Genomic DNA, 17,565 nt, shown 5'->3' on the forward strand with positions numbered 1-17,565 from the left:
ATGTATGGAACATTGAAAAAAATCTTTGCTTTTGCAGGCAGCAAAAAGGGGCTTCTAAAAAAATCCCTGTTATTCTCATTCCTGTCCGGGCTGTTTTCAGCCATGCAGTTTGCCGCCCTCTTTGTAGTGATCGGCGCGGTAGTATCTGACAACCGGGACGGAAAGTTTATCTGCATTTCGCTGGGAATTATGGCCGTTTCCCTCATTGGGCGTATCATCACGACCTATTTTTCCACGATGGAGCAGACGGAAACCGGCTATTGCATGGTGGCGGAAAAGCGTATCCACATCGGAGATCGGCTGCGCTACATCCCGATGGGCTACTTCAACAAGAATAGTATCGGGAATATTACCGCCATTGTCACAACAACTTTGGGTGATGTAGAGAACTCAGCAGCCCGTGTCCTGGTGTCAGTGCTGGGCGGTTTTTTCAACTCGGTTGCCCTCGTCATCGTCCTGTTGGTATTTGACTGGCGGATCGGTCTTGTGGCCGCTGCCGGTGTTCTGATTTACCTTGCGGCGGCGGAACTGGCGCTTCGCAAATCTGCCGCGCTCAGCGGGGTACGCCAGCACACACAGGAGTCCCTTGTGGAGTCTGTGTTGGAGTACATTCAGGGGATGGGGATTGTCAAAGCATTTGGACTGGAACAGGACAGCACGCAGTCTATCGGCAGTGCAATTAAGGCGAGCTGCCGGGATAACCTGAAATTGACAAAGGCCAGCGTTCCCTATGACGCTATCAAACAGGCTGTTGTCCGAGTGTTCAGCGTCCTGTTGCTTTTGGCCTCGGTCTGGTTCTGGCTGGACGGCTCCCTGCCGCTGGCCTACGGTCTGATTTTGGTGATTGCTTCTTTCATGGTGTTCAACGATTTGGAGAACGCCGGGAATATGGCCTCTTTGCTGCAAATGCTGGCGGCCTCGATGGATACGGCAAACTCCATTGATGACACGCCGGTAATGGACGAGAAAGGCGCTGATATTACGCCGAAGTCCAGCGAGATCGTGTTTAACAAGGTGGATTTTTCCTACGCAGACCGTAAGATATTAGATCAGGTCAGCTTTACCATTACCGAAAAAACGACTACGGCCATTGTCGGCCCTTCCGGGGCAGGAAAGACAACGATGTGCAACCTGATTGCACGTTTTTGGGATGTGAATGCCGGGAAGATTACCATAGGCGGTACGGATGTACGGGATTTCAAGCTGGACAGCCTGATGAAGAATATCTCGATGGTGTTCCAGAGCGTGTACCTCTTTGCAGATACGATTGAGAACAATATCAAGTTTGGCTGCCCGGACACTACCCATGAGCAGGTGGTTGAAGCGGCGAAAAAGGCTTGCTGTCATGACTTTATTTCTGCCCTGCCAGATGGCTATGACACCGTGATTGGCGAGGGCGGCGGCACTTTGTCCGGAGGCGAGAAACAGCGGATTTCCATCGCCCGCGCCATGCTGAAGGACGCACCTATCATCATTTTGGACGAGGCAACAAGCAGCGTTGACCCGGAGAATGAGGATGAATTGCAGCGGGCTATCGAGGCATTGACCCATGACAAGACCATTATCATGATTGCCCACCGTCTGAAAACGGTCCGCGACGCCGATCAGATCCTTGTACTGGACAATGCACACATTATCCAGCGCGGCACTCATGCAGAGCTGATTCGGCAGAAGGGCCTGTATGCCGATTTTGTATCGGCCAGACAGGAGGCCATCGGCTGGAAGCTGGCTCAGTAAAGGAGGACTTATGAACCTTTATGCATCTGGAGAAGATTATGTAGAAGCAATTTTGGTTCTCTATAAAAAATTTGGAAGCGTCCGCTCGGTAGACATCGCTCGACATATGGAAGTATTAAGTGAGCTGTATACATTAACCAAAGATTTTTGTAACATTATATTCTCAAAAAATGCTGCAAAATTAGACGAATGGATCAATACAGCACAAAAATATGATATTTCTGAATTTCAAACATTTATAAACGGTGTAAAAAAGGACTTAACTGCTGTAAAAAACGGAATCATATATTCGTATAATAACGGCTTGCAGAAGGTAGTGTAAATAAAATCAAAATTATAAAACGAATAATGTATGGCAGAAACAGTTTTGAATTATTGAAAGCGGAAGTGTTATTTGATGAACTTTTTCACGATAAATTCAACGCTTACGTTTTTCCAGCTTTTCCAGGAGCAGGTGGAAGCATAAACGATGGAATATTGGATGCTGCACTCACACCGAAGCTAATACGGCCAACAACATTTGCAGAGATATCGGGAAATACATCTGAAAGAGCGAAACAGTTTTCAAAGATATTAAAACATTCCCATATACCATATCAGCAAGGTAAAAGATATGTATATGTGGCAGCTTTGCCATCTGGCTATGGTAGTTCCGATTGCAGATGCATATTATGAAGCAGATTGCCTGGAAAAAGCAGGAAAAGAATGGAAGACCGAGAGAAAAACAGCAAAAAGACTGAAAAGAAATTTTTGCTTTTTAAAGAAAAAGTTTACCTGCCGATAAGATTGCTAAAGCCGTTAAGATTGGTGTTGATATTGTACAGAAATGGATTGATGAGAGCATGAGAGTCGCACATTAGAGCGTGTCTGAAAAATCATTCCCGCAATCTGCACGCCCCACTTTGCGGTATATTTTGCCCGAATTCAGTTGCCGTAGCCCGCTACGGCGCCCTCATCCGGGCAAAATTTCCCACAAATTGTGACATACATCTTGCGGAAAGCATTTTTCAGACACACTCTAGCAAATACTGAATTACAATGAAGCTGCCAGAAGATATAATTTTCTGGTGGCTTTTTTTCTGATATCACTGTATATAAAAATATGATAGAATGCAGGTCCTACGATGTCAATTCCTTTTGTAGATGATTCCGGAAACATCAGGAGGCAGGTATCAGACATTGTATTTGCAAATTCTGTTGGACGTGTCTGGAATGAACCTGGTAAGACAAAAAGATGGCAAATCAGAGAAGCGTTGATTTTACGCAGGATAACACAAGACAAAACAAGATAAAATTTAGTTCGTCAAGATAAAATGCTTGACAGCACATTGTAAATAGGTTAATATAGTCAAGGTGATTACAGATGGAGAAGTTTGTAGAGCAAGGTTATTTATATGATTTTTATGGAGAACTTCTGACAGAGAGACAGCAGCAGGTTTATGAGAGCGTGGTGCTGGAGGATTACTCGCTGAGTGAAGTTGCAGAGGATTTGGGCATCAGCAGACAGGGTGTGCATGATATGATCAAGAGATGCAACAAGACCCTTGAAGAGTATGAACAGAAGCTTCATCTTGTAGAGAAATTCCTGAATATACGGGCGCAGGTAAAGCAGATCCGTGTACTTGCCCGGGAATATCATTCCGATGAAATTGTAAATATTTCCAATGAGATTTTAGAGGAGTTATAACATATGGCATTTGAAAGCTTGACAGATAAACTGCAGAATGTATTTAAGAAGTTGCGAAGCAAGGGCCGCCTGACAGAGGAGGACGTTAAGCTTGCCCTTAAGGAAGTAAAGATGGCTCTGTTAGAGGCAGACGTAAACTTTAAGGTTGTGAAGCAGTTTACTAAATCTGTACAGGAGCAGGCAATCGGACAGGACGTTATGAGTGGTCTGAATCCGGGTCAGATGGTGATCAAGATTGTTAATGATGAACTTGTGAAATTAATGGGAAGTGAGACAACAGATCTGCCTCTTCGCCCGGGAAATGAGATCACAGTGTTCATGATGGCAGGTCTGCAGGGTGCAGGTAAGACCACCACAGTTGCGAAGCTTGCAGGTAAGCTGAAATCCAAAGGTAAGAAACCTCTTTTAGTAGCCTGCGATGTTTACCGTCCGGCGGCTATCACACAGCTGCAGGTCAACGGCGAGAAACAGGGCGTGGAAGTATTTTCCATGGGAGATAAGCAGAAGCCTGTGGATATTGCGAAAGCAGCCATAGAGCATGCGAAGGCAAATCAGCAGAATGTTGTACTTATCGATACAGCCGGTCGTCTTCATGTTGATGAAGATATGATGCAGGAACTTGCAGATATCAAGGCGAACATTCAGGTAGATGCAACCATCCTCATCGTAGATGCGATGACCGGACAGGATGCGGTAAATGTGGCAAGCACATTTGCTGATAAAGTAGGAATCGACGGTGTCATTCTTACCAAGATGGATGGTGATACCCGAGGCGGTGCAGCCCTTTCTATCAAGGCAGTAACCGGTAAGCCTATTCTGTATGTAGGTATGGGCGAGAAACTTTCTGATCTGGAGCAGTTCTATCCGGAACGTATGGCTTCCAGAATCCTTGGTATGGGTGATGTCATGAGTCTGATCGAGAAAGCAGAAGCTTCCATCGATAAAGAACAGGCGCAGGACATGCAGAAGAAGTTAAAGAAAATGGACTTTGACTTCAACGATTACCTTACCAGTATGGAACAGATGAACAAGATGGGCGGTATCGGCAGTATCCTGAATATGCTTCCAGGTATGGGCGGTAAGATGAAGGATATTGAGGGAATGATCGATGAGAAAGCCATGGACAGAACCAAGTCAATTATCCTTTCCATGACACCTCAGGAGAGAAGTAATCCGTCAATACTGAACATTTCCAGAAAGAACCGTATTGCCAGAGGTGCAGGAGTAGATGTCTCTGAAGTAAACCGTCTGGTGAAACAGTTTGAGCAGAGCAAGAAGATGATGAAACAGATGCCTGGTCTTATGGGCGGAAAAGCCGGTAAGCGCGGCGGTGGATTTAAACTTCCGTTCGGACTGTAATTGAGAAGTTAGCGAAGCGGATAACGCTTTGACATAAAAGTTACTGTTTCATAGCTGAACAGTAATATAACATAAGAAAACAATATATTTTATTTAATGGAGGAAAAGAAACAATGGCAGTTAAAATCAGATTAAGAAGAATGGGACAGAAGAAAGCACCTTTTTATAGAATCGTAGTTGCAGATTCCCGTTGCAAACGTGATGGAAGATGTATCGAAGAAATCGGAACATACGATCCAAACCTTGAGCCAAGCGCTGTAACAGTTGATGAAGAAGCAGCTAAAAAATGGCTTGCAGCAGGAGCTCAGCCTACAGATGTTGTAGCAAAAATCCTCAAAGATGCCGGAATTGAAAAATAATTCAGATATACCAGGATAAGGTATTTCTGCAGCGTCCGTAGGGGACGGGTCAGGGAGGTATGTAATGAAAGAATTAGTGGAAGTAATTGCAAAATCTCTTGTTGAAAATCCGGATGAAGTAGTTGTTACTGAGACAGAAAAGGAAGACGCAATCATCGTTGAACTGAAAGTCGGACCTGCTGACATGGGCAAGGTTATCGGACGGCAGGGAAGAATTGCGAAAGCGATCCGAACTGTGGTAAAAGCAGCTTCTTCAAAAAGCAGCAAAAAAGTGATTGTAGATATTCTGCAATGAAAATAAGGGTCAGGAGCTGTGGAACATCCCATGGCTCCTGATTTGGGTTTAAGCGGATTTGGAATATGGATCAGCATTCGCTGTGAGCAGGCATAAAAGCAGAATGCAAATGACGTATGATATGAAAATTATAGGAGTCAGCAGATGGAAGATTTATTAAAAGTTGGTGTGATCACTACGACACACGGAATACGCGGGGAAGTAAAAGTATATCCTACCACAGATGCAGACAGATTTCTGGATCTGGAATATGTTCTGCTTGACACAGGCAGAGAGAAAAGAAAGCTTGAAATAGAGAATGTTAAGTATTTCAAGAACCTTGTAATCCTGAAATTCAGGGGAATTGATAATATTAATGATATAGAGATGTATAAAAAAAGAGAACTCTGGATCCCGAGAGAAGAAGCGCAGGAGCTGGAAGAAGATGAATATTACATTGCAGACCTGATCGGTATGGATGTAGTTCTCGAAGACGGAAGCAAATTTGGAACTCTGAAAGATGTAATGGAAACAGGCGCTAATGATGTCTATGTAGTAGAGGATGACAAAGGCGAAGAAATTCTGCTCCCTGCTATCAGGGAATGTATCCTTGATGTGGATGTGGAGAAGAATGTAATGACCATTCATCTGATGAAAGGATTAATATAAATGAATTTTCATGTTTTAACCCTGTTTCCGGAGATGATTGAAAATGGCATGAATACCAGCATTACCGGACGTGCGATCACAAAAGGTCTCCTCACACTGGAGGCAGTGAACATTCGTGATTATGCATTCAATAAGCACCAGAAAGTGGATGATTATACCTATGGCGGCGGTGCCGGAATGCTGATGCAGGCAGAACCGGTTTACCTTGCTTATGAGGCGATTGCAAACCGTACGGCAAAAAAGCCAAGAGTTGTATATCTGACTCCTCAGGGGCAGGTATTTAACCAGGCTATGGCCAGAGAAATGGCGCAGGAAGAGGATCTGGTATTCCTTTGTGGACACTATGAGGGAATTGATGAGCGTGTTCTGGAGGAAATCGTCACAGATTACGTATCTATCGGAGATTACGTGCTTACAGGCGGCGAACTTCCTGCAATGGTCATGATGGATTCCATTTCAAGAATGGTTCCGGGTGTACTGAACAATCAGGAGTCCGGTGAGACAGAATCCTTTGCAGGAAACCTTCTGGAGTATCCGCAGTACAGCCGTCCGGAAGAGTGGCATGGCAAAAAAGTACCGGAGGTTCTTATGTCCGGTCATCACGCAAATATAGAAAAGTGGCGCAGAGAGCAGTCAATTTACCGCACGGCAAAAAGACGCCCGGATCTTCTTAAGAAAGCTGATCTGACAAACAAAGAATGGAACTATGTGCGCCAGTTAAGGAAACAGTGGAAGGAAGAAGAGGAGCAGATAAAATGAAAACATCAGATTTTTATTATGACCTTCCTCAGGAACTGATCGCTCAGGATCCTCTGGAGGACAGAAGTTCATCCAGACTGATGCATCTGTCTTTAAAAGATGGCAGCATTGAGCATCGCCATTTCACAGATGTTCTGGATTATATGGAAGAGGGAGACTGCCTGGTCATCAACGATACAAAGGTAATCCCTGCCCGGTTATACGGACATAAAGAAGAGACAGGAGCACTGATCGAGATCCTGCTTCTGAAGCGAAGAGAGAATGATATCTGGGAGTGTCTGGTAAAACCCGGAAAGAAGGCACGCCCGGGTGCTAAGATCACATTTGGAAATGGTATTTTAAAAGGTGAGATCATTGATGTGGTGGACGAGGGAAACCGTCTGATCCAGTTCCATTATGAAGGAATCTTTGAAGAAATCCTGGATCAGCTTGGCGAAATGCCTCTGCCGCCTTATATTACACATAAACTGAAAGATAAGAACCGTTATCAGACAGTTTATGCAAAGAACGAAGGCTCCGCAGCAGCACCGACAGCAGGATTGCACTTTACTAAAGAGCTTCTTGAAAAAGTAAAGGAAAAAGGCGTCAATATCGCTCATGTGACTCTTCATGTAGGTCTCGGAACTTTCCGCCCTGTCAAAGTAGATGACGTGGAAAGCCACCATATGCATTCCGAATTCTACATAGTAGAGGAGGATCAGGCAAAGCTGATCAATGACACAAAGAAGGCAGGTAAACGTGTAATAGCAGTAGGAACCACAAGCTGCAGAACACTGGAATCTGCAACAGGAGAAGATGGAATTCTGAAATCCGGAAGCGGATGGACAGAAATCTTTATCTATCCGGGCTATCATTTCAAAATGATCGATGCCCTGATCACAAATTTCCACCTGCCGGAATCCACACTTGTGATGCTGGTGTCTGCGCTGGCAGGCAAGGAGAATATCATGCATGCCTATGAGACTGCAGTGCAGGAGAAATATCGTTTCTTCTCCTTTGGAGACGCCATGATTATCATATAATGTCATCCATATAACTATATCAATCAGTTATCTGGTTATGAGCAAGTAGCGAAGAGGATATTTTTATCTGCCTGATAAAAGCATAGTAAAAACATAAAAAGAGAGCTGAGAAGTCCTTAACAGGATTTTTCAGCTCTTTTGAAGTATTGATGTTTGGATGAATGAAGGAGTGAACCATTTATTCGGCGCCCGAATTATCAGTATCATAGGATTCGTCGTATGTCTCTGCGTCTGTGTCATCTGAAGCTGAACTGTTCATATCAACGATATCGCTATCTGAAGCAGCTGTATCTGCAGAACTGCTCTGGGAGTCGTTATTATTGTTATATTTTGCAGTAAAAGTACTGCCTTCTGCAGTAGAAATCCAGGAACTCCGCTCATTGATTTTTCCAAGGATTCTTGTTGCCTCATCACCTTCTGCCGGAGTTGGCTGATAATTATTATATCCATCATAGGCAGCAGAAGAAATGGAGCAGGGAATGATATTGGTCACGTTGTCTTTTTTTACCCCATCGGCATCAATAGTAAAGGTCTGCTGGTAGATCATGGTATCCATATCACTTGGAGAACTGTTGCCGCCGAAGCAGAAGTTTCCGAGGCTGTATACAATATTCCTGCCTTTATAAGTTTCAATACCCTGAAGTACATGCGGATGATGTCCGCATACAAGATCAGCGCCTTCATCGATCGCGATGCGTCCAAGTGTTGTCTGGTTGCTGTCCGGAACGGTTTCCGTTTCATTACCCCAGTGGAAGATCACTACGATCAGCTGTGCCCCGTCTGCCTTTACTTTTGCAATATTGTCTTTTAACTGCTGCTCGCGCTCAAGATGGTCATACAGTTCATAGATACCGACTAATCCTACTTTGATTCCTTTTACATCCATAACAGCAGTTTCATCATATCCGAAATGCACAATCCCTGCGTCGTCCAATGCTGCCAGAGTATCATTGAAACTCTGCTCACCATAATCATGACTGTGATTGTTAGCGGTATTTACGGCTTCTACAGATCCGCCTGTCAGAATAGAGGCATAGGATGCGGGTGCTTTAAATGCAAATGTTTTATCCTCCCGTTCATCAGAATCGGTGAGTGTTCCCTCAAAATTTGCAATAGTCAGATCATCTGTGGAGAAAATATCTTTTACATTCTGCAGGAAATAATCTGCACCGTAATTTTCATAATAAGCATTTAAGCTGGTATCATAATCAAAAGTTTCATCTGTGCCAAGAGTGCAGTCACCGACAACACTGAGTGTCAGAGAAACAGGAGAAGATACTGTAGCATTGGAGGAATCCGTGTTCTGAGAATCTGAGGATGCTTTCTGGCTGTTGTCCTTAGAAGCGTTCATGGAAACAGTTTTTTTGGCTGCTGCCTGTCTGGAACTCATATAGTTGCTGCATCCGCGGATACCTGCCAGAATAAGTATAAAAACCAGAACAAAGATACCGATACCTGTTGCAATCAGCAATTTTTGCCTTTTTTCCTGATAGTATTTTGATTTTTTGTAGATGTCTTTCCTGCGTGCAGAAGAAGATTTCGTCTGGTTTCGCTTGTTGGATTGTAGGCTCATATGTATAGTTCTCGCTTTCGTTTATAATAGATTAGAGATATAGTATTAAAAAAATATTAAAGAGACCGGGCAGTTAAAATATCTGAACAGATGATCAGAATTAACAAAAAATAAATCGTAATTGCTATAGGATATATTCAAAGTATATAGAGAATTCACAGAATCGTCAAGAAATAAGTCTTTTCATAAAACCGTATTTTTGTTATAATACCATGACAAAAGGTTACATAAATATTACAGACAGAAAAAAGAGATGTGTTATCCTAGAGCGTGTCTGAAAAATCATTCCCGCAATCTGCACGCCCCACTTTGCGGGATATTTCACCCGAATTCAGTTGCCGTAGCCCGCTACGGCGCCCTCATTCGGGCAAAATATCCCACAAATTGTGACGCACATCTTGCAGAAAGCCTTTTTCAGACACGCTCTAAAGCGTATGAAACATGCTCTGAAAGCACTCAAAGATAATGAGGAGATGGGTACGTGAGATAGCACTTCTCAGGAAAGAATATGAGGAAAAATAAAGATGAAAACATTGATATTCAACGGTTCACCGAGAAAGAACGGTGAAACTGCATATATGATCCGGACTCTGCAGGAAAATCTTGGAGGGGATTTTAAGGTGGTTAATGCCTACAGGGCAGATATCCGACCGTGTATAGACTGCAGATGGTGTTTTGACCATGCAGGATGCGCAGTCAAAGATGAATGGCAGGAGGTTCTTTCGTACATTGAAGAATGTGACCATATTATTATGGCATCTCCTGTATATTTTGAGGAGGTTACGGGAATGCTTCTTGCTGTGATGAGCAGACTGCAGACCTATTTCAGCGCAAGATATATCCGTAAAGAAGAACCTGTTCCTAAGAAGAAAACAGGAGCAGTTCTGCTGACAGCAGGAAGTATCGGACCCAGAGAAAAAGCGGAAAGTACGGCAGAGATGCTGCTTCGTCAGATGAGCTGTGACAGTCTGGGGACTGTATATGTAAACCGTACAGACAAAGTGCCGGTCAGAGACAGAGAAGATATCATACAGGAAATAAAAGATCTGGCAGGCAGATTGAGAACAGCAGAATAAATATTATCTGAAAATGAAACACCATTTGTGTTATGTGGAACAGACGAAAGGATGATTAAAATGAAAAAAATAAAATACTTTATGATTACAGGAATGCTTCTGGCATCCATCGGTCTTGCCGGATGTGGGAAGAAGTCAGAAGATGATATTACAAATAAGGAAATTTATCAGGATGATCTTGAACCGCTGACAGAAGAAGAGCTGAATGAAATGGATGCAGATACTTCTGACGAGGATATGAAACAGATTGATGAGCCTGAGGAAGAGACCGCTGACATTACAGATACTACAGATGCAACAGAAACTACAGATAAAACGGAAAATACAGATAAAGCAGAAACTTCAGATTCTTCTGCAAAAAAATCTGCGGATAAAACTGAAACATCAGATTCTGCAGATACAACGAAATCAGAAACTAAAACTGAAAAATAATCACAAGGGGGCTGTCGCTGGAATTATTATTGCGACAGCCCCCTGATCATATTTCTGTAATTATCAGGAAAGAACCTCGTTCTTCAGTTCGTTCCCATCCATAAATGCTTTCGCATTTTCGAGAGTAGTCTCGGCAATGTTAGTCAGTGCTTCTTTTGTAAAGAATCCCTGATGAGAAGTCATCACTACATTCGGGAAGGAGAGCAGGCGCTGGGTAATGGAGCTCTGCAGAATACGCTCGGACATATCCTCGAATACGAAATCAGTTTCTTCTTCATAAACATCCAGTCCTACTGCAAAGAACTTATGATCACGGATTCCGGAGATCAGGTCCTCTGTCTTGATCAGGCCGCCGCGGGAAGTGTTTACAAGAATTACACCATCTTTCATTTTGGCGATAGTTTCTTCATTGATGATGTGTTTGGTTTCTTCTGTAAGCGGGCAGTGAAGACTGATGAGATCACTGGTTGCCAGAAGCTCATCCAGAGATACATATTCCAGATAATCCAGGCTCTTATTCGGGAAAAGATCGTAAGCGATAACTCTCATACCAAAACCTTTGCAGATTTTTGCCATTGCCTGGCCAATTTTTCCGGTACCAATGATTCCGGCAGTTTTCTGATAGAAATTAAGTCCCATCAGACCACTTAAAGAGAAGTTGTTTTCGCGGCATTTGATGTATGCTTTATGTGTGTGGCGGTTTGCTGTCAGCGCAAGTGCCATTGCATGCTCAGCCACAGCTTCCGGAGAATATCCCGGAACACGCAGAACCTTCATTCCGAATTTGTGAGCAGTTTCCAGATCTACATTGTTATATCCTGCGCAGCGCATAAGAATCAGTTTTACACCCTGAGCATTCAGCTCTTCGATAACAGGAGTGCTCAGATCAGCGTTTACAAAAGCGCAGATTGCCTCATATCCTTTTGCAAGGGAAGCAGTTTCTTCGTGAATATTTGCTTCGGTAAATTTAATTGTAATTCCCGGATAGGAAGGAAGAAGCTTCTCGAAAAATTCTTCGTCGTAGTTTTTTGTGCCGTAAAATAAGATTTTCATAAATGTTAGCTCCTCTCTGGCTGTATACCTGTATGGTATACTCACCGTGAAAATTATAATATCAGTGTTTATAGCAATCCTCATAAATAATGCATCTTAATCCAGACCATCAGAGTTTGAAATCCTGCTATAGTAAAACAAATCGAATAATGTTAAAATAATAACAATCTTCTGACGATTCACATTATAACCGATTTATCGGAAAAAGAAAAGACTATTTTGGATAAAATTTCTCAAGTATCTATAAAAATACAATCTGAGAGAGTATGAAGATACTGTAAATAGGAATTGCAAATTATGCTTTGTTATGAAAAGTATGTACAGAAAGACAAAAGATATGCAGGATAAAAAAACATCTTGCGGGATATTACAGGTGAACAGTAAAAATTATGCTGCTGTCAACAAACATAAAAAAATGATATGTTGACAGCAGCATAATTATAAATGACAGTTGCTATTTTCCGAGAGAGTACAGATTTTCATAGAATTCCGGATAGGAAATTTTAACGCAGTCCCCATCTTTGATAGTAAGTGTACCGTCACAAATTGTACCTGCAACAGCAAAGGACATGGCAATACGGTGATCAAGATAAGAATTGATCTCGGCACCATGAAGTGGCTTTCCTCCATGGATGATCATTCCGTCATCAGTCGGCTGAATATCAGCTCCCATGCGTTTCAGTCCTTCTGTTACCACTGCGATACGGTCGGATTCTTTTACCTTCAGCTCCTGTGCGTCCCTGATAACAGTAGTCCCCTCTGCAAAAGCTGCCATTACAGCGATCATCGGGATTTCATCGATCAGTGTGGGAATGATCTCACCCTCAACAGTGGTTCCGTGAAGACTGCTTGTGCGGATCAGCAGGTCAGCGGTAGGCTCACCCTCTGTACTTGCATTCAGCAGAGTAATATCAGCCCCCATAGCCTTACATACACGAAGCATTCCGTCTCTGGTTGGATTAATGCCTACATTTTTAAGAAGAATCTCACTTCCGGGAGTAAGAAGCCCTGCTGCGATAAAGTAAGCAGCAGAAGAAATATCTCCGGGAACTTTAATCTCGCGTCCGTTCAGCACAGGCTCCGGTTCAATAGAAGCAGTTGTTCCCCGGGAATTTACATTTGCGCCGAAATAATTCAGCATGATCTCCGTATGATTTCTGGAAAGTACCGGCTCAGTAACGCTGGTAATCCCATCTGCATACATACCAGCCAGAAGCACGCAGGATTTTACCTGTGCGGAAGCAACCGGTGACTGATAATGAGCGGCATGTAAAGGCCTTCCTGTAATACGCAAAGGTGCGCATCCATTGCCCCTCAGACTTACGATATCAGCGCCCATAGACAGAAGAGGAGTCATAATCCTTTTCATTGGACGGGACTGAATGGAAGCGTCGCCGTTTAATTCGCTGGTAAAAGACTGTCCTGCCAGAATTCCGGAGATCAGTCTTGTGGTAGTCCCGCTGTTTCCCACATCCAGAGTTTCAGACGGAGCACTGAGTCCGTGAAGTCCCTTTCCATGAACGAGGATTTCGGAAGCATTTCTTTCAATATCGATTCCCATTTTCCGGAAACAGGAGATTGTAGAGAGGCAGTCAGCTCCCTCAAGAAAATGTGTGATCTTTGTAGTACCCTGTGCAAGAGAACCGAACATGACTGCACGATGAGAAATGGATTTATCTCCGGGTACAGTGAGTTCTCCTCTGAGGTTTGTCTGTTTTTTTATTTCCATGTTTGATTCCTGCCTGTTTTTATAATATTTCTGTATTTCCCTGCAGCTATTTATAGCAATCTGCTTTTGACAAAATATTTTTGAAATGAATGTCAAAGGGTGATCTGTTTAGCGTTCGTAGACAATATAATTTCTTTTTTTAAGGAGTGCGGCACCCTTTTCCATAGAGATTCCGTCGTAGAATTCAATTTTGAGGACACCTTCCTCAAATTCACGGTTGTGAATGATACCGATATTTTTAATGCTGATCTTCTCCATTGCAAGGATAGTGGCAATCGTAGCAATACCGCCGGCCTCATCCGCAATATCAAGATACAGGACATAAGCCTTTTTCAGCAGACCATTGTCTACCACATCAATAGAATCACGGTAATCCCTGGAACTTGCAAACATCTGATACAGACTCCTGGAGTCCTTGTTATCCACAAAACATTTGATCTGAACCAGCAGGCGGATGTAGTCATCCAGAACATTGGAGATATTCTGATTATTTTCCACACAGATCTGCTCCCACATAATTGGAGAAGAAGAAGCAATACGTGTGATATCACGGAAACCTCCGGCTGCAATCGTTTTCATATATTCCTGATCACTGTCCAGCATATTGACAAGATTTACCAGTGCAGAAGCAATAATATGAGGCAGATGGCTGACTCCGGCAGTGATGAAATCGTGTTCTTCACTTGTAAGGACCATCGGGATCGCACCAAGGGAAGAAATCATCTCTGTGAAATCTGTCAGGCGTTCCAGTGCAACTTCACCGCCCGGAGTAATAATATAGTAAGCATTCTCAATCAGACGGTCACTGGAAGCTTCGAATCCGGTCTTCTCAGAACCGGCCATTGGATGACCTCCGATAAAACGGGATTCCATTCCAAGACGTTCTACTTCTTTATGGATAATGCCCTTGACACTTCCAACATCTGTGAGGATCGTGTCAGGACCGATATTGTCTTTGAAATATTCAAGATATTTTACATTAAATTCTACAGGAGCACACAGGAAAATATAATCGCAGCTCCTGAAACGTTCATCATGTTCTTCGCATACAGCATCGATCATATTGCTGCTTACTGCTGCAGCAAGTGTTTCCCGATCCTGATCATAAGCAAGAAGTCGGTAGTCTTCATGGTATTTTCGGATGGCCTTGGCAATTGATCCGCCAATCAGTCCGAGACCGATAAAACCGATAGTTTTCATAGTGGTTTTTGCATCCTTTCAGGTAACATTATTCGTAACTGTGAAAATACGGAACAGTTACATGATTTCATAATTTACTATTTTAAAGGATATGATTTGAAAAGTCAATTCATACGGCACTTTTATACATAAATAATTTAAAGCGACAAAGCGAACGCCGTATCATATGCAGATATCTTCCATATCTTTCGCACTCTGGTTACGAAGACTGTTATAGTCAACTGAAAAAACGATGCACTATAAATATTCGTACAATCAAAATCAGTCAGCCAGCTGCACACTTGAGATAAAATTCACAGTCGAGATCCATGAAAATTACTGAAAATATATAAAATGCTCATCAATTTACAAGAAGTTCACAAAAAAAGATGTTAAAATTTCATAAAATACTTGAAAAATATAAAAAAATTTAGTAATATATAGCCATATCGTTGCTGCGGACGTTGCAGGCGGCAATAACATAACAGACAAACAGGGAGGTACGCAACATGGATGTATTTAGAACTGACCGAATTAGAAATGTAGTCCTTTTAGGTCATGGGGGCGCTGGCAAAACTACACTGGCAGAAGCAATGGCTTACTTAGCAGGAATGACTAACCGTCTCGGAAGAGTAGAAGACGGAAATACTGTCAGCGATTATGACAAAGAAGAGATTAAGAGACATTTTTCCATTTCTACCACATTGATCCCGGTACCATGGGATAAGGTAAAGATCAATGTGCTGGATACTCCCGGATATTTCGATTTCGTAGGCGAAGTAGAAGAAGCAGTAAGCGCAGCAGATGCAGCGATCATTGTAGTTTCCGGTAAAGCAGGCGTTCAGGTTGGAACACAGAAGGCATGGAACTTATGTGAGAAATATAAACTTCCGAGAATGATCTTTGTCACAGATATGGACGTAGATGATGTCAGCTACCGTAAAGTAGTAGAACAGCTCACTGAACTCTACGGCAAGAAGATCGCACCGCTTCACTTCCCGATTCGTGAAGACGGCAAATTTGTAGGATATGTAAATGTTGTAAAACAGGCAGGACGTAAGTACATAGATAAAGGTAAGAAAGAGGAATGCCCGATTCCTGAATACTTGGATGAATATCTGGAGAAATATCACGATATCCTTATGGAATCTGTTGCAGAGACCAGCGAGGAATTCATGGACCGTTATTTTGAAGGTGATACATTCTCAGTAACAGAGGTTTCCGCAGCACTTGCAATGAACGTACAGGAAGCATCTATCGTACCTGTATGCATGGGCTCACCGATTAATCTTCGCGGTGTATCCAACTTACTGGATGATATCTGCGGATATTTCCCAAGCCCGGACAAACGCTCCTGCAATGGAATCGCTCAGAAGACAAATGAGATCTTTGAAGCAAACTACGACTTCACGAAAGTGAAATCCGCATATGTGTGGAAAACAATTGCAGACCCGTTCCTTGGCAAATATTCTCTTATTAAAGTATGCTCCGGTGTTATCAAATCCGATGACACTTTATTAAACGTAGAGAAAGGCGAAGAAGAACGTCTGAATAAATTATATGTACTTGAAGGATCCAAACCGATCGAGGTTCCGGAACTTCATGCCGGTGATATTGGTGCAATTGCCAAATTAAACAGCGTACAGACTGGTGACAGCCTTGCGACAAAAGCAAATCCGATTCTTTATCCGAAGGCACTCCTTTCCACACCATATACCTGCAAGAGATTTAAAGCAGTGAAGAAGGGTGATGAGGATAAGATTTCCCAGGCACTTGCGAAGATGATGAGTGAAGACAAGACACTTCGTGTAGTAAATGACAGTGCAAACCGTCAGAGCCTTATCTATGGTATCGGTGATCAGCATCTCGATATCGTTATGAATAAATTAAAAGAACGCTACAAAGTAGATGTTGAGCTGAGCAAACCGAAGGTTCCGTTCCGCGAGACGATCCGTAAGAATGCAGATGTAGAGGGTAAACATAAGAAACAGTCCGGTGGACATGGACAGTATGGACATGTTAAGATGCGTTTCGAGCCATCAGGCGATCTGGAGACACCTTATGAATTTGAACAGGTTGTAGTTGGTGGTGCAGTTCCGAAGAACTACTTCCCGGCAGTTGAGAAAGGCCTTCAGGAATGCGTATTAAAAGGACCTCTGGCTGCATATCCTGTAGTTGGTGTGAAAGCTACCTTATATGATGGATCTTATCATCCGGTAGACTCCTCAGAAATGGCATTCAAGATGGCAACGATTCTTGCATTTAAGAAAGGCTTTATGGATGCATCACCTGTACTCTTAGAGCCAATCGTATCTATGAAAGTAACTGTTCCGGATAAATTTACCGGTGATGTTATGGGCGACCTGAACAAACGTCGTGGCCGTGTTCTTGGTATGACTCCTGATCATCAGGGCAATACCATTATTGAGGCAGATGTTCCACAGCTTGAGATTTATGGATATTCCACAGATCTTCGTTCTATGACAGGTGGAAGCGGAGAATTCTCCTATGAATTTGCACGCTACGAGCAGGCTCCGAATGATATCCAGGCAAAAGAAATCGAAGCAAGAGCAAGCAAAGTGGATAAAGCCGAAGAATAAAAAAAGGGTAATTACTGACAGAGCAGTAATTTGTGTTAGCACAGTAATTAAAATATA

18 protein-coding genes and 4 pseudogenes are annotated in these 17,565 nt (G+C 42.9%); 16 read left to right on the forward strand and 6 right to left on the reverse strand.

All coding sequences use genetic code 11. The features are described 5' to 3' along the window. The 3 genes and pseudogenes from NQ550_RS07670 to NQ550_RS07680 all read left to right on the forward strand — a co-directional run bounded on the left by NQ550_RS07670 (position 1) and on the right by NQ550_RS07680 (position 2,412). The gene (locus NQ550_RS07670) at positions 1-1,737 is read left to right on the forward strand and encodes an ABC transporter ATP-binding protein (RefSeq protein WP_025576908.1); all 1,737 of its coding nucleotides are present in this window, start codon (positions 1-3) and stop codon (positions 1,735-1,737) included. Between the two features lie 10 nt (positions 1,738-1,747). Then, positions 1,748-1,852 (forward strand): annotated as a pseudogene (locus NQ550_RS23045) (metal-dependent transcriptional regulator); the annotation flags it as partial. 260 nt (positions 1,853-2,112) lie between these two features. After that, the gene (locus tag NQ550_RS07680) at positions 2,113-2,412 is read left to right on the forward strand and encodes a hypothetical protein (protein ID WP_243278814.1); all 300 of its coding nucleotides are present in this window, start codon (positions 2,113-2,115) and stop codon (positions 2,410-2,412) included. Positions 2,413-2,535: 123 nt separating this feature from the next. Here NQ550_RS07680 and NQ550_RS22780 read toward each other — a convergent pair whose 3' ends face one another. After that, positions 2,536-2,631, reverse strand: coding sequence for a hypothetical protein (locus NQ550_RS22780; RefSeq protein ID WP_334298479.1), 96 nt, complete (start codon positions 2,629-2,631; stop codon positions 2,536-2,538). Positions 2,632-2,646: 15 nt separating this feature from the next. On the opposite strand from NQ550_RS22780, the pseudogene NQ550_RS22785 reads away from it, so the two are divergent. The 9 genes and pseudogenes from NQ550_RS22785 to queA all read left to right on the forward strand — a co-directional run. Next, a pseudogene (locus tag NQ550_RS22785) lies at positions 2,647-2,703 on the forward strand (DUF6783 domain-containing protein); the annotation flags it as partial. A gap of 158 nt (positions 2,704-2,861) precedes the next feature. Then, positions 2,862-3,029 (forward strand): hypothetical protein, encoded by a 168-nt coding sequence (locus NQ550_RS07685; protein WP_172730309.1) that lies wholly within the window; start codon positions 2,862-2,864, stop codon positions 3,027-3,029. A gap of 71 nt (positions 3,030-3,100) precedes the next feature. After that, positions 3,101-3,424, forward strand: coding sequence for a YlxM family DNA-binding protein (ylxM, locus tag NQ550_RS07690; protein WP_008704687.1), 324 nt, complete (start codon positions 3,101-3,103; stop codon positions 3,422-3,424). 3 nt (positions 3,425-3,427) lie between these two features. Beyond that, positions 3,428-4,783: a signal recognition particle protein gene (gene ffh / locus NQ550_RS07695; protein ID WP_008704686.1), complete on the forward strand. Its 1,356-nt coding sequence runs from the start codon at positions 3,428-3,430 to the stop codon at positions 4,781-4,783. A 113-nt stretch (positions 4,784-4,896) separates the two neighbouring features. Further along, complete coding sequence (rpsP, locus tag NQ550_RS07700; protein WP_008704685.1) at positions 4,897-5,142, forward strand: 30S ribosomal protein S16; 246 nt, start codon at positions 4,897-4,899, stop codon at positions 5,140-5,142. Positions 5,143-5,206: 64 nt separating this feature from the next. Beyond that, positions 5,207-5,437 carry a KH domain-containing protein gene (locus NQ550_RS07705; RefSeq protein ID WP_008704683.1) on the forward strand — a complete coding sequence of 77 codons (231 nt, stop codon included), beginning with the start codon at positions 5,207-5,209 and terminating at the stop codon, positions 5,435-5,437. A gap of 144 nt (positions 5,438-5,581) precedes the next feature. Next, complete coding sequence (gene rimM, locus NQ550_RS07710) at positions 5,582-6,085, forward strand: ribosome maturation factor RimM (RefSeq protein WP_022380627.1); 504 nt, start codon at positions 5,582-5,584, stop codon at positions 6,083-6,085. After that, complete coding sequence (gene trmD, locus NQ550_RS07715) at positions 6,086-6,844, forward strand: tRNA (guanosine(37)-N1)-methyltransferase TrmD (protein ID WP_008704678.1); 759 nt, start codon at positions 6,086-6,088, stop codon at positions 6,842-6,844. Beyond that, positions 6,841-7,866: a tRNA preQ1(34) S-adenosylmethionine ribosyltransferase-isomerase QueA gene (gene queA / locus NQ550_RS07720; RefSeq protein WP_025576906.1), complete on the forward strand. Its 1,026-nt coding sequence runs from the start codon at positions 6,841-6,843 to the stop codon at positions 7,864-7,866. Before trmD ends, queA begins: the two co-directional genes overlap by 4 nt. Positions 7,867-8,044: 178 nt before the next feature. Here queA and NQ550_RS07725 read toward each other — a convergent pair whose 3' ends face one another. Both NQ550_RS07725 and NQ550_RS23050 read right to left on the reverse strand, forming a co-directional pair. Beyond that, entirely contained in the window at positions 8,045-9,439 is a 1,395-nt protein-coding gene (locus tag NQ550_RS07725; protein ID WP_025576905.1) for a CapA family protein, read from the reverse strand. Between the two features lie 223 nt (positions 9,440-9,662). Further along, positions 9,663-9,836 (reverse strand): annotated as a pseudogene (locus NQ550_RS23050) (DUF6783 domain-containing protein). On the opposite strand from NQ550_RS23050, the pseudogene NQ550_RS23055 reads away from it, so the two are divergent. From NQ550_RS23055 to NQ550_RS07735, 3 genes and pseudogenes are all read left to right on the forward strand, one after another. Beyond that, positions 9,774-9,905: pseudogene (locus NQ550_RS23055) on the forward strand (DUF6783 domain-containing protein); the annotation flags it as partial. The pseudogenes NQ550_RS23050 and NQ550_RS23055 overlap by 63 nt on opposite strands. 58 nt (positions 9,906-9,963) lie before the next feature. Next, the gene (locus tag NQ550_RS07730) at positions 9,964-10,515 is read left to right on the forward strand and encodes a flavodoxin family protein (RefSeq protein ID WP_025576904.1); all 552 of its coding nucleotides are present in this window, start codon (positions 9,964-9,966) and stop codon (positions 10,513-10,515) included. Between the two features lie 60 nt (positions 10,516-10,575). Continuing rightward, positions 10,576-10,947 carry a hypothetical protein gene (locus NQ550_RS07735; protein WP_025576903.1) on the forward strand — a complete coding sequence of 124 codons (372 nt, stop codon included), beginning with the start codon at positions 10,576-10,578 and terminating at the stop codon, positions 10,945-10,947. Between the two features lie 63 nt (positions 10,948-11,010). On the opposite strand, the gene NQ550_RS07740 is transcribed toward NQ550_RS07735, so the two are convergent. From NQ550_RS07740 to NQ550_RS07750, 3 genes are all read right to left on the reverse strand, one after another. After that, positions 11,011-12,000, reverse strand: coding sequence for a 2-hydroxyacid dehydrogenase (locus tag NQ550_RS07740; protein ID WP_008704545.1), 990 nt, complete (start codon positions 11,998-12,000; stop codon positions 11,011-11,013). Positions 12,001-12,454: 454 nt separating this feature from the next. Beyond that, on the reverse strand, positions 12,455-13,729 hold the full coding sequence (gene aroA / locus NQ550_RS07745) for a 3-phosphoshikimate 1-carboxyvinyltransferase (protein WP_025576902.1): 1,275 nt from the start codon (positions 13,727-13,729) through the stop codon (positions 12,455-12,457). A 108-nt stretch (positions 13,730-13,837) separates the two neighbouring features. Then, positions 13,838-14,929 (reverse strand): prephenate dehydrogenase, encoded by a 1,092-nt coding sequence (locus NQ550_RS07750; protein WP_025576901.1) that lies wholly within the window; start codon positions 14,927-14,929, stop codon positions 13,838-13,840. 488 nt (positions 14,930-15,417) lie between these two features. Between NQ550_RS07750 and NQ550_RS07755 the strand changes: the two genes are divergently transcribed. Further along, complete coding sequence (locus NQ550_RS07755; protein WP_025576899.1) at positions 15,418-17,508, forward strand: elongation factor G; 2,091 nt, start codon at positions 15,418-15,420, stop codon at positions 17,506-17,508. Positions 17,509-17,565: the final 57 nt, after the last annotated feature.

Source organism: Blautia wexlerae DSM 19850, assembly GCF_025148125.1.
Lineage (GTDB): Bacteria > Bacillota > Clostridia > Lachnospirales > Lachnospiraceae > Blautia_A > Blautia_A wexlerae.

What these genes read in the sequence shown, in the direction of transcription:
- NQ550_RS07670 (WP_025576908.1), top strand. Translation starts at nt 1, where the DNA reads ATGTATGGAACATTGAAAAAAATCTTTGCTTTTGCAGGCAGCAAAAAG.
- NQ550_RS07685 (WP_172730309.1), top strand. Translation starts at nt 2,862, where the DNA reads ATGTCAATTCCTTTTGTAGATGATTCCGGAAACATCAGGAGGCAGGTA.
- ylxM (WP_008704687.1), top strand. Translation starts at nt 3,101, where the DNA reads ATGGAGAAGTTTGTAGAGCAAGGTTATTTATATGATTTTTATGGAGAA.
- ffh (WP_008704686.1), top strand. Translation starts at nt 3,428, where the DNA reads ATGGCATTTGAAAGCTTGACAGATAAACTGCAGAATGTATTTAAGAAG.
- rpsP (WP_008704685.1), top strand. Translation starts at nt 4,897, where the DNA reads ATGGCAGTTAAAATCAGATTAAGAAGAATGGGACAGAAGAAAGCACCT.
- NQ550_RS07705 (WP_008704683.1), top strand. Translation starts at nt 5,207, where the DNA reads ATGAAAGAATTAGTGGAAGTAATTGCAAAATCTCTTGTTGAAAATCCG.
- rimM (WP_022380627.1), top strand. Translation starts at nt 5,582, where the DNA reads ATGGAAGATTTATTAAAAGTTGGTGTGATCACTACGACACACGGAATA.
- trmD (WP_008704678.1), top strand. Translation starts at nt 6,086, where the DNA reads ATGAATTTTCATGTTTTAACCCTGTTTCCGGAGATGATTGAAAATGGC.
- queA (WP_025576906.1), top strand. Translation starts at nt 6,841, where the DNA reads ATGAAAACATCAGATTTTTATTATGACCTTCCTCAGGAACTGATCGCT.
- NQ550_RS07725 (WP_025576905.1), bottom strand. Translation starts at nt 9,439, where the DNA reads ATGAGCCTACAATCCAACAAGCGAAACCAGACGAAATCTTCTTCTGCA.
- NQ550_RS07730 (WP_025576904.1), top strand. Translation starts at nt 9,964, where the DNA reads ATGAAAACATTGATATTCAACGGTTCACCGAGAAAGAACGGTGAAACT.
- NQ550_RS07735 (WP_025576903.1), top strand. Translation starts at nt 10,576, where the DNA reads ATGAAAAAAATAAAATACTTTATGATTACAGGAATGCTTCTGGCATCC.
- NQ550_RS07740 (WP_008704545.1), bottom strand. Translation starts at nt 12,000, where the DNA reads ATGAAAATCTTATTTTACGGCACAAAAAACTACGACGAAGAATTTTTC.
- aroA (WP_025576902.1), bottom strand. Translation starts at nt 13,729, where the DNA reads ATGGAAATAAAAAAACAGACAAACCTCAGAGGAGAACTCACTGTACCC.
- NQ550_RS07750 (WP_025576901.1), bottom strand. Translation starts at nt 14,929, where the DNA reads ATGAAAACTATCGGTTTTATCGGTCTCGGACTGATTGGCGGATCAATT.
- NQ550_RS07755 (WP_025576899.1), top strand. Translation starts at nt 15,418, where the DNA reads ATGGATGTATTTAGAACTGACCGAATTAGAAATGTAGTCCTTTTAGGT.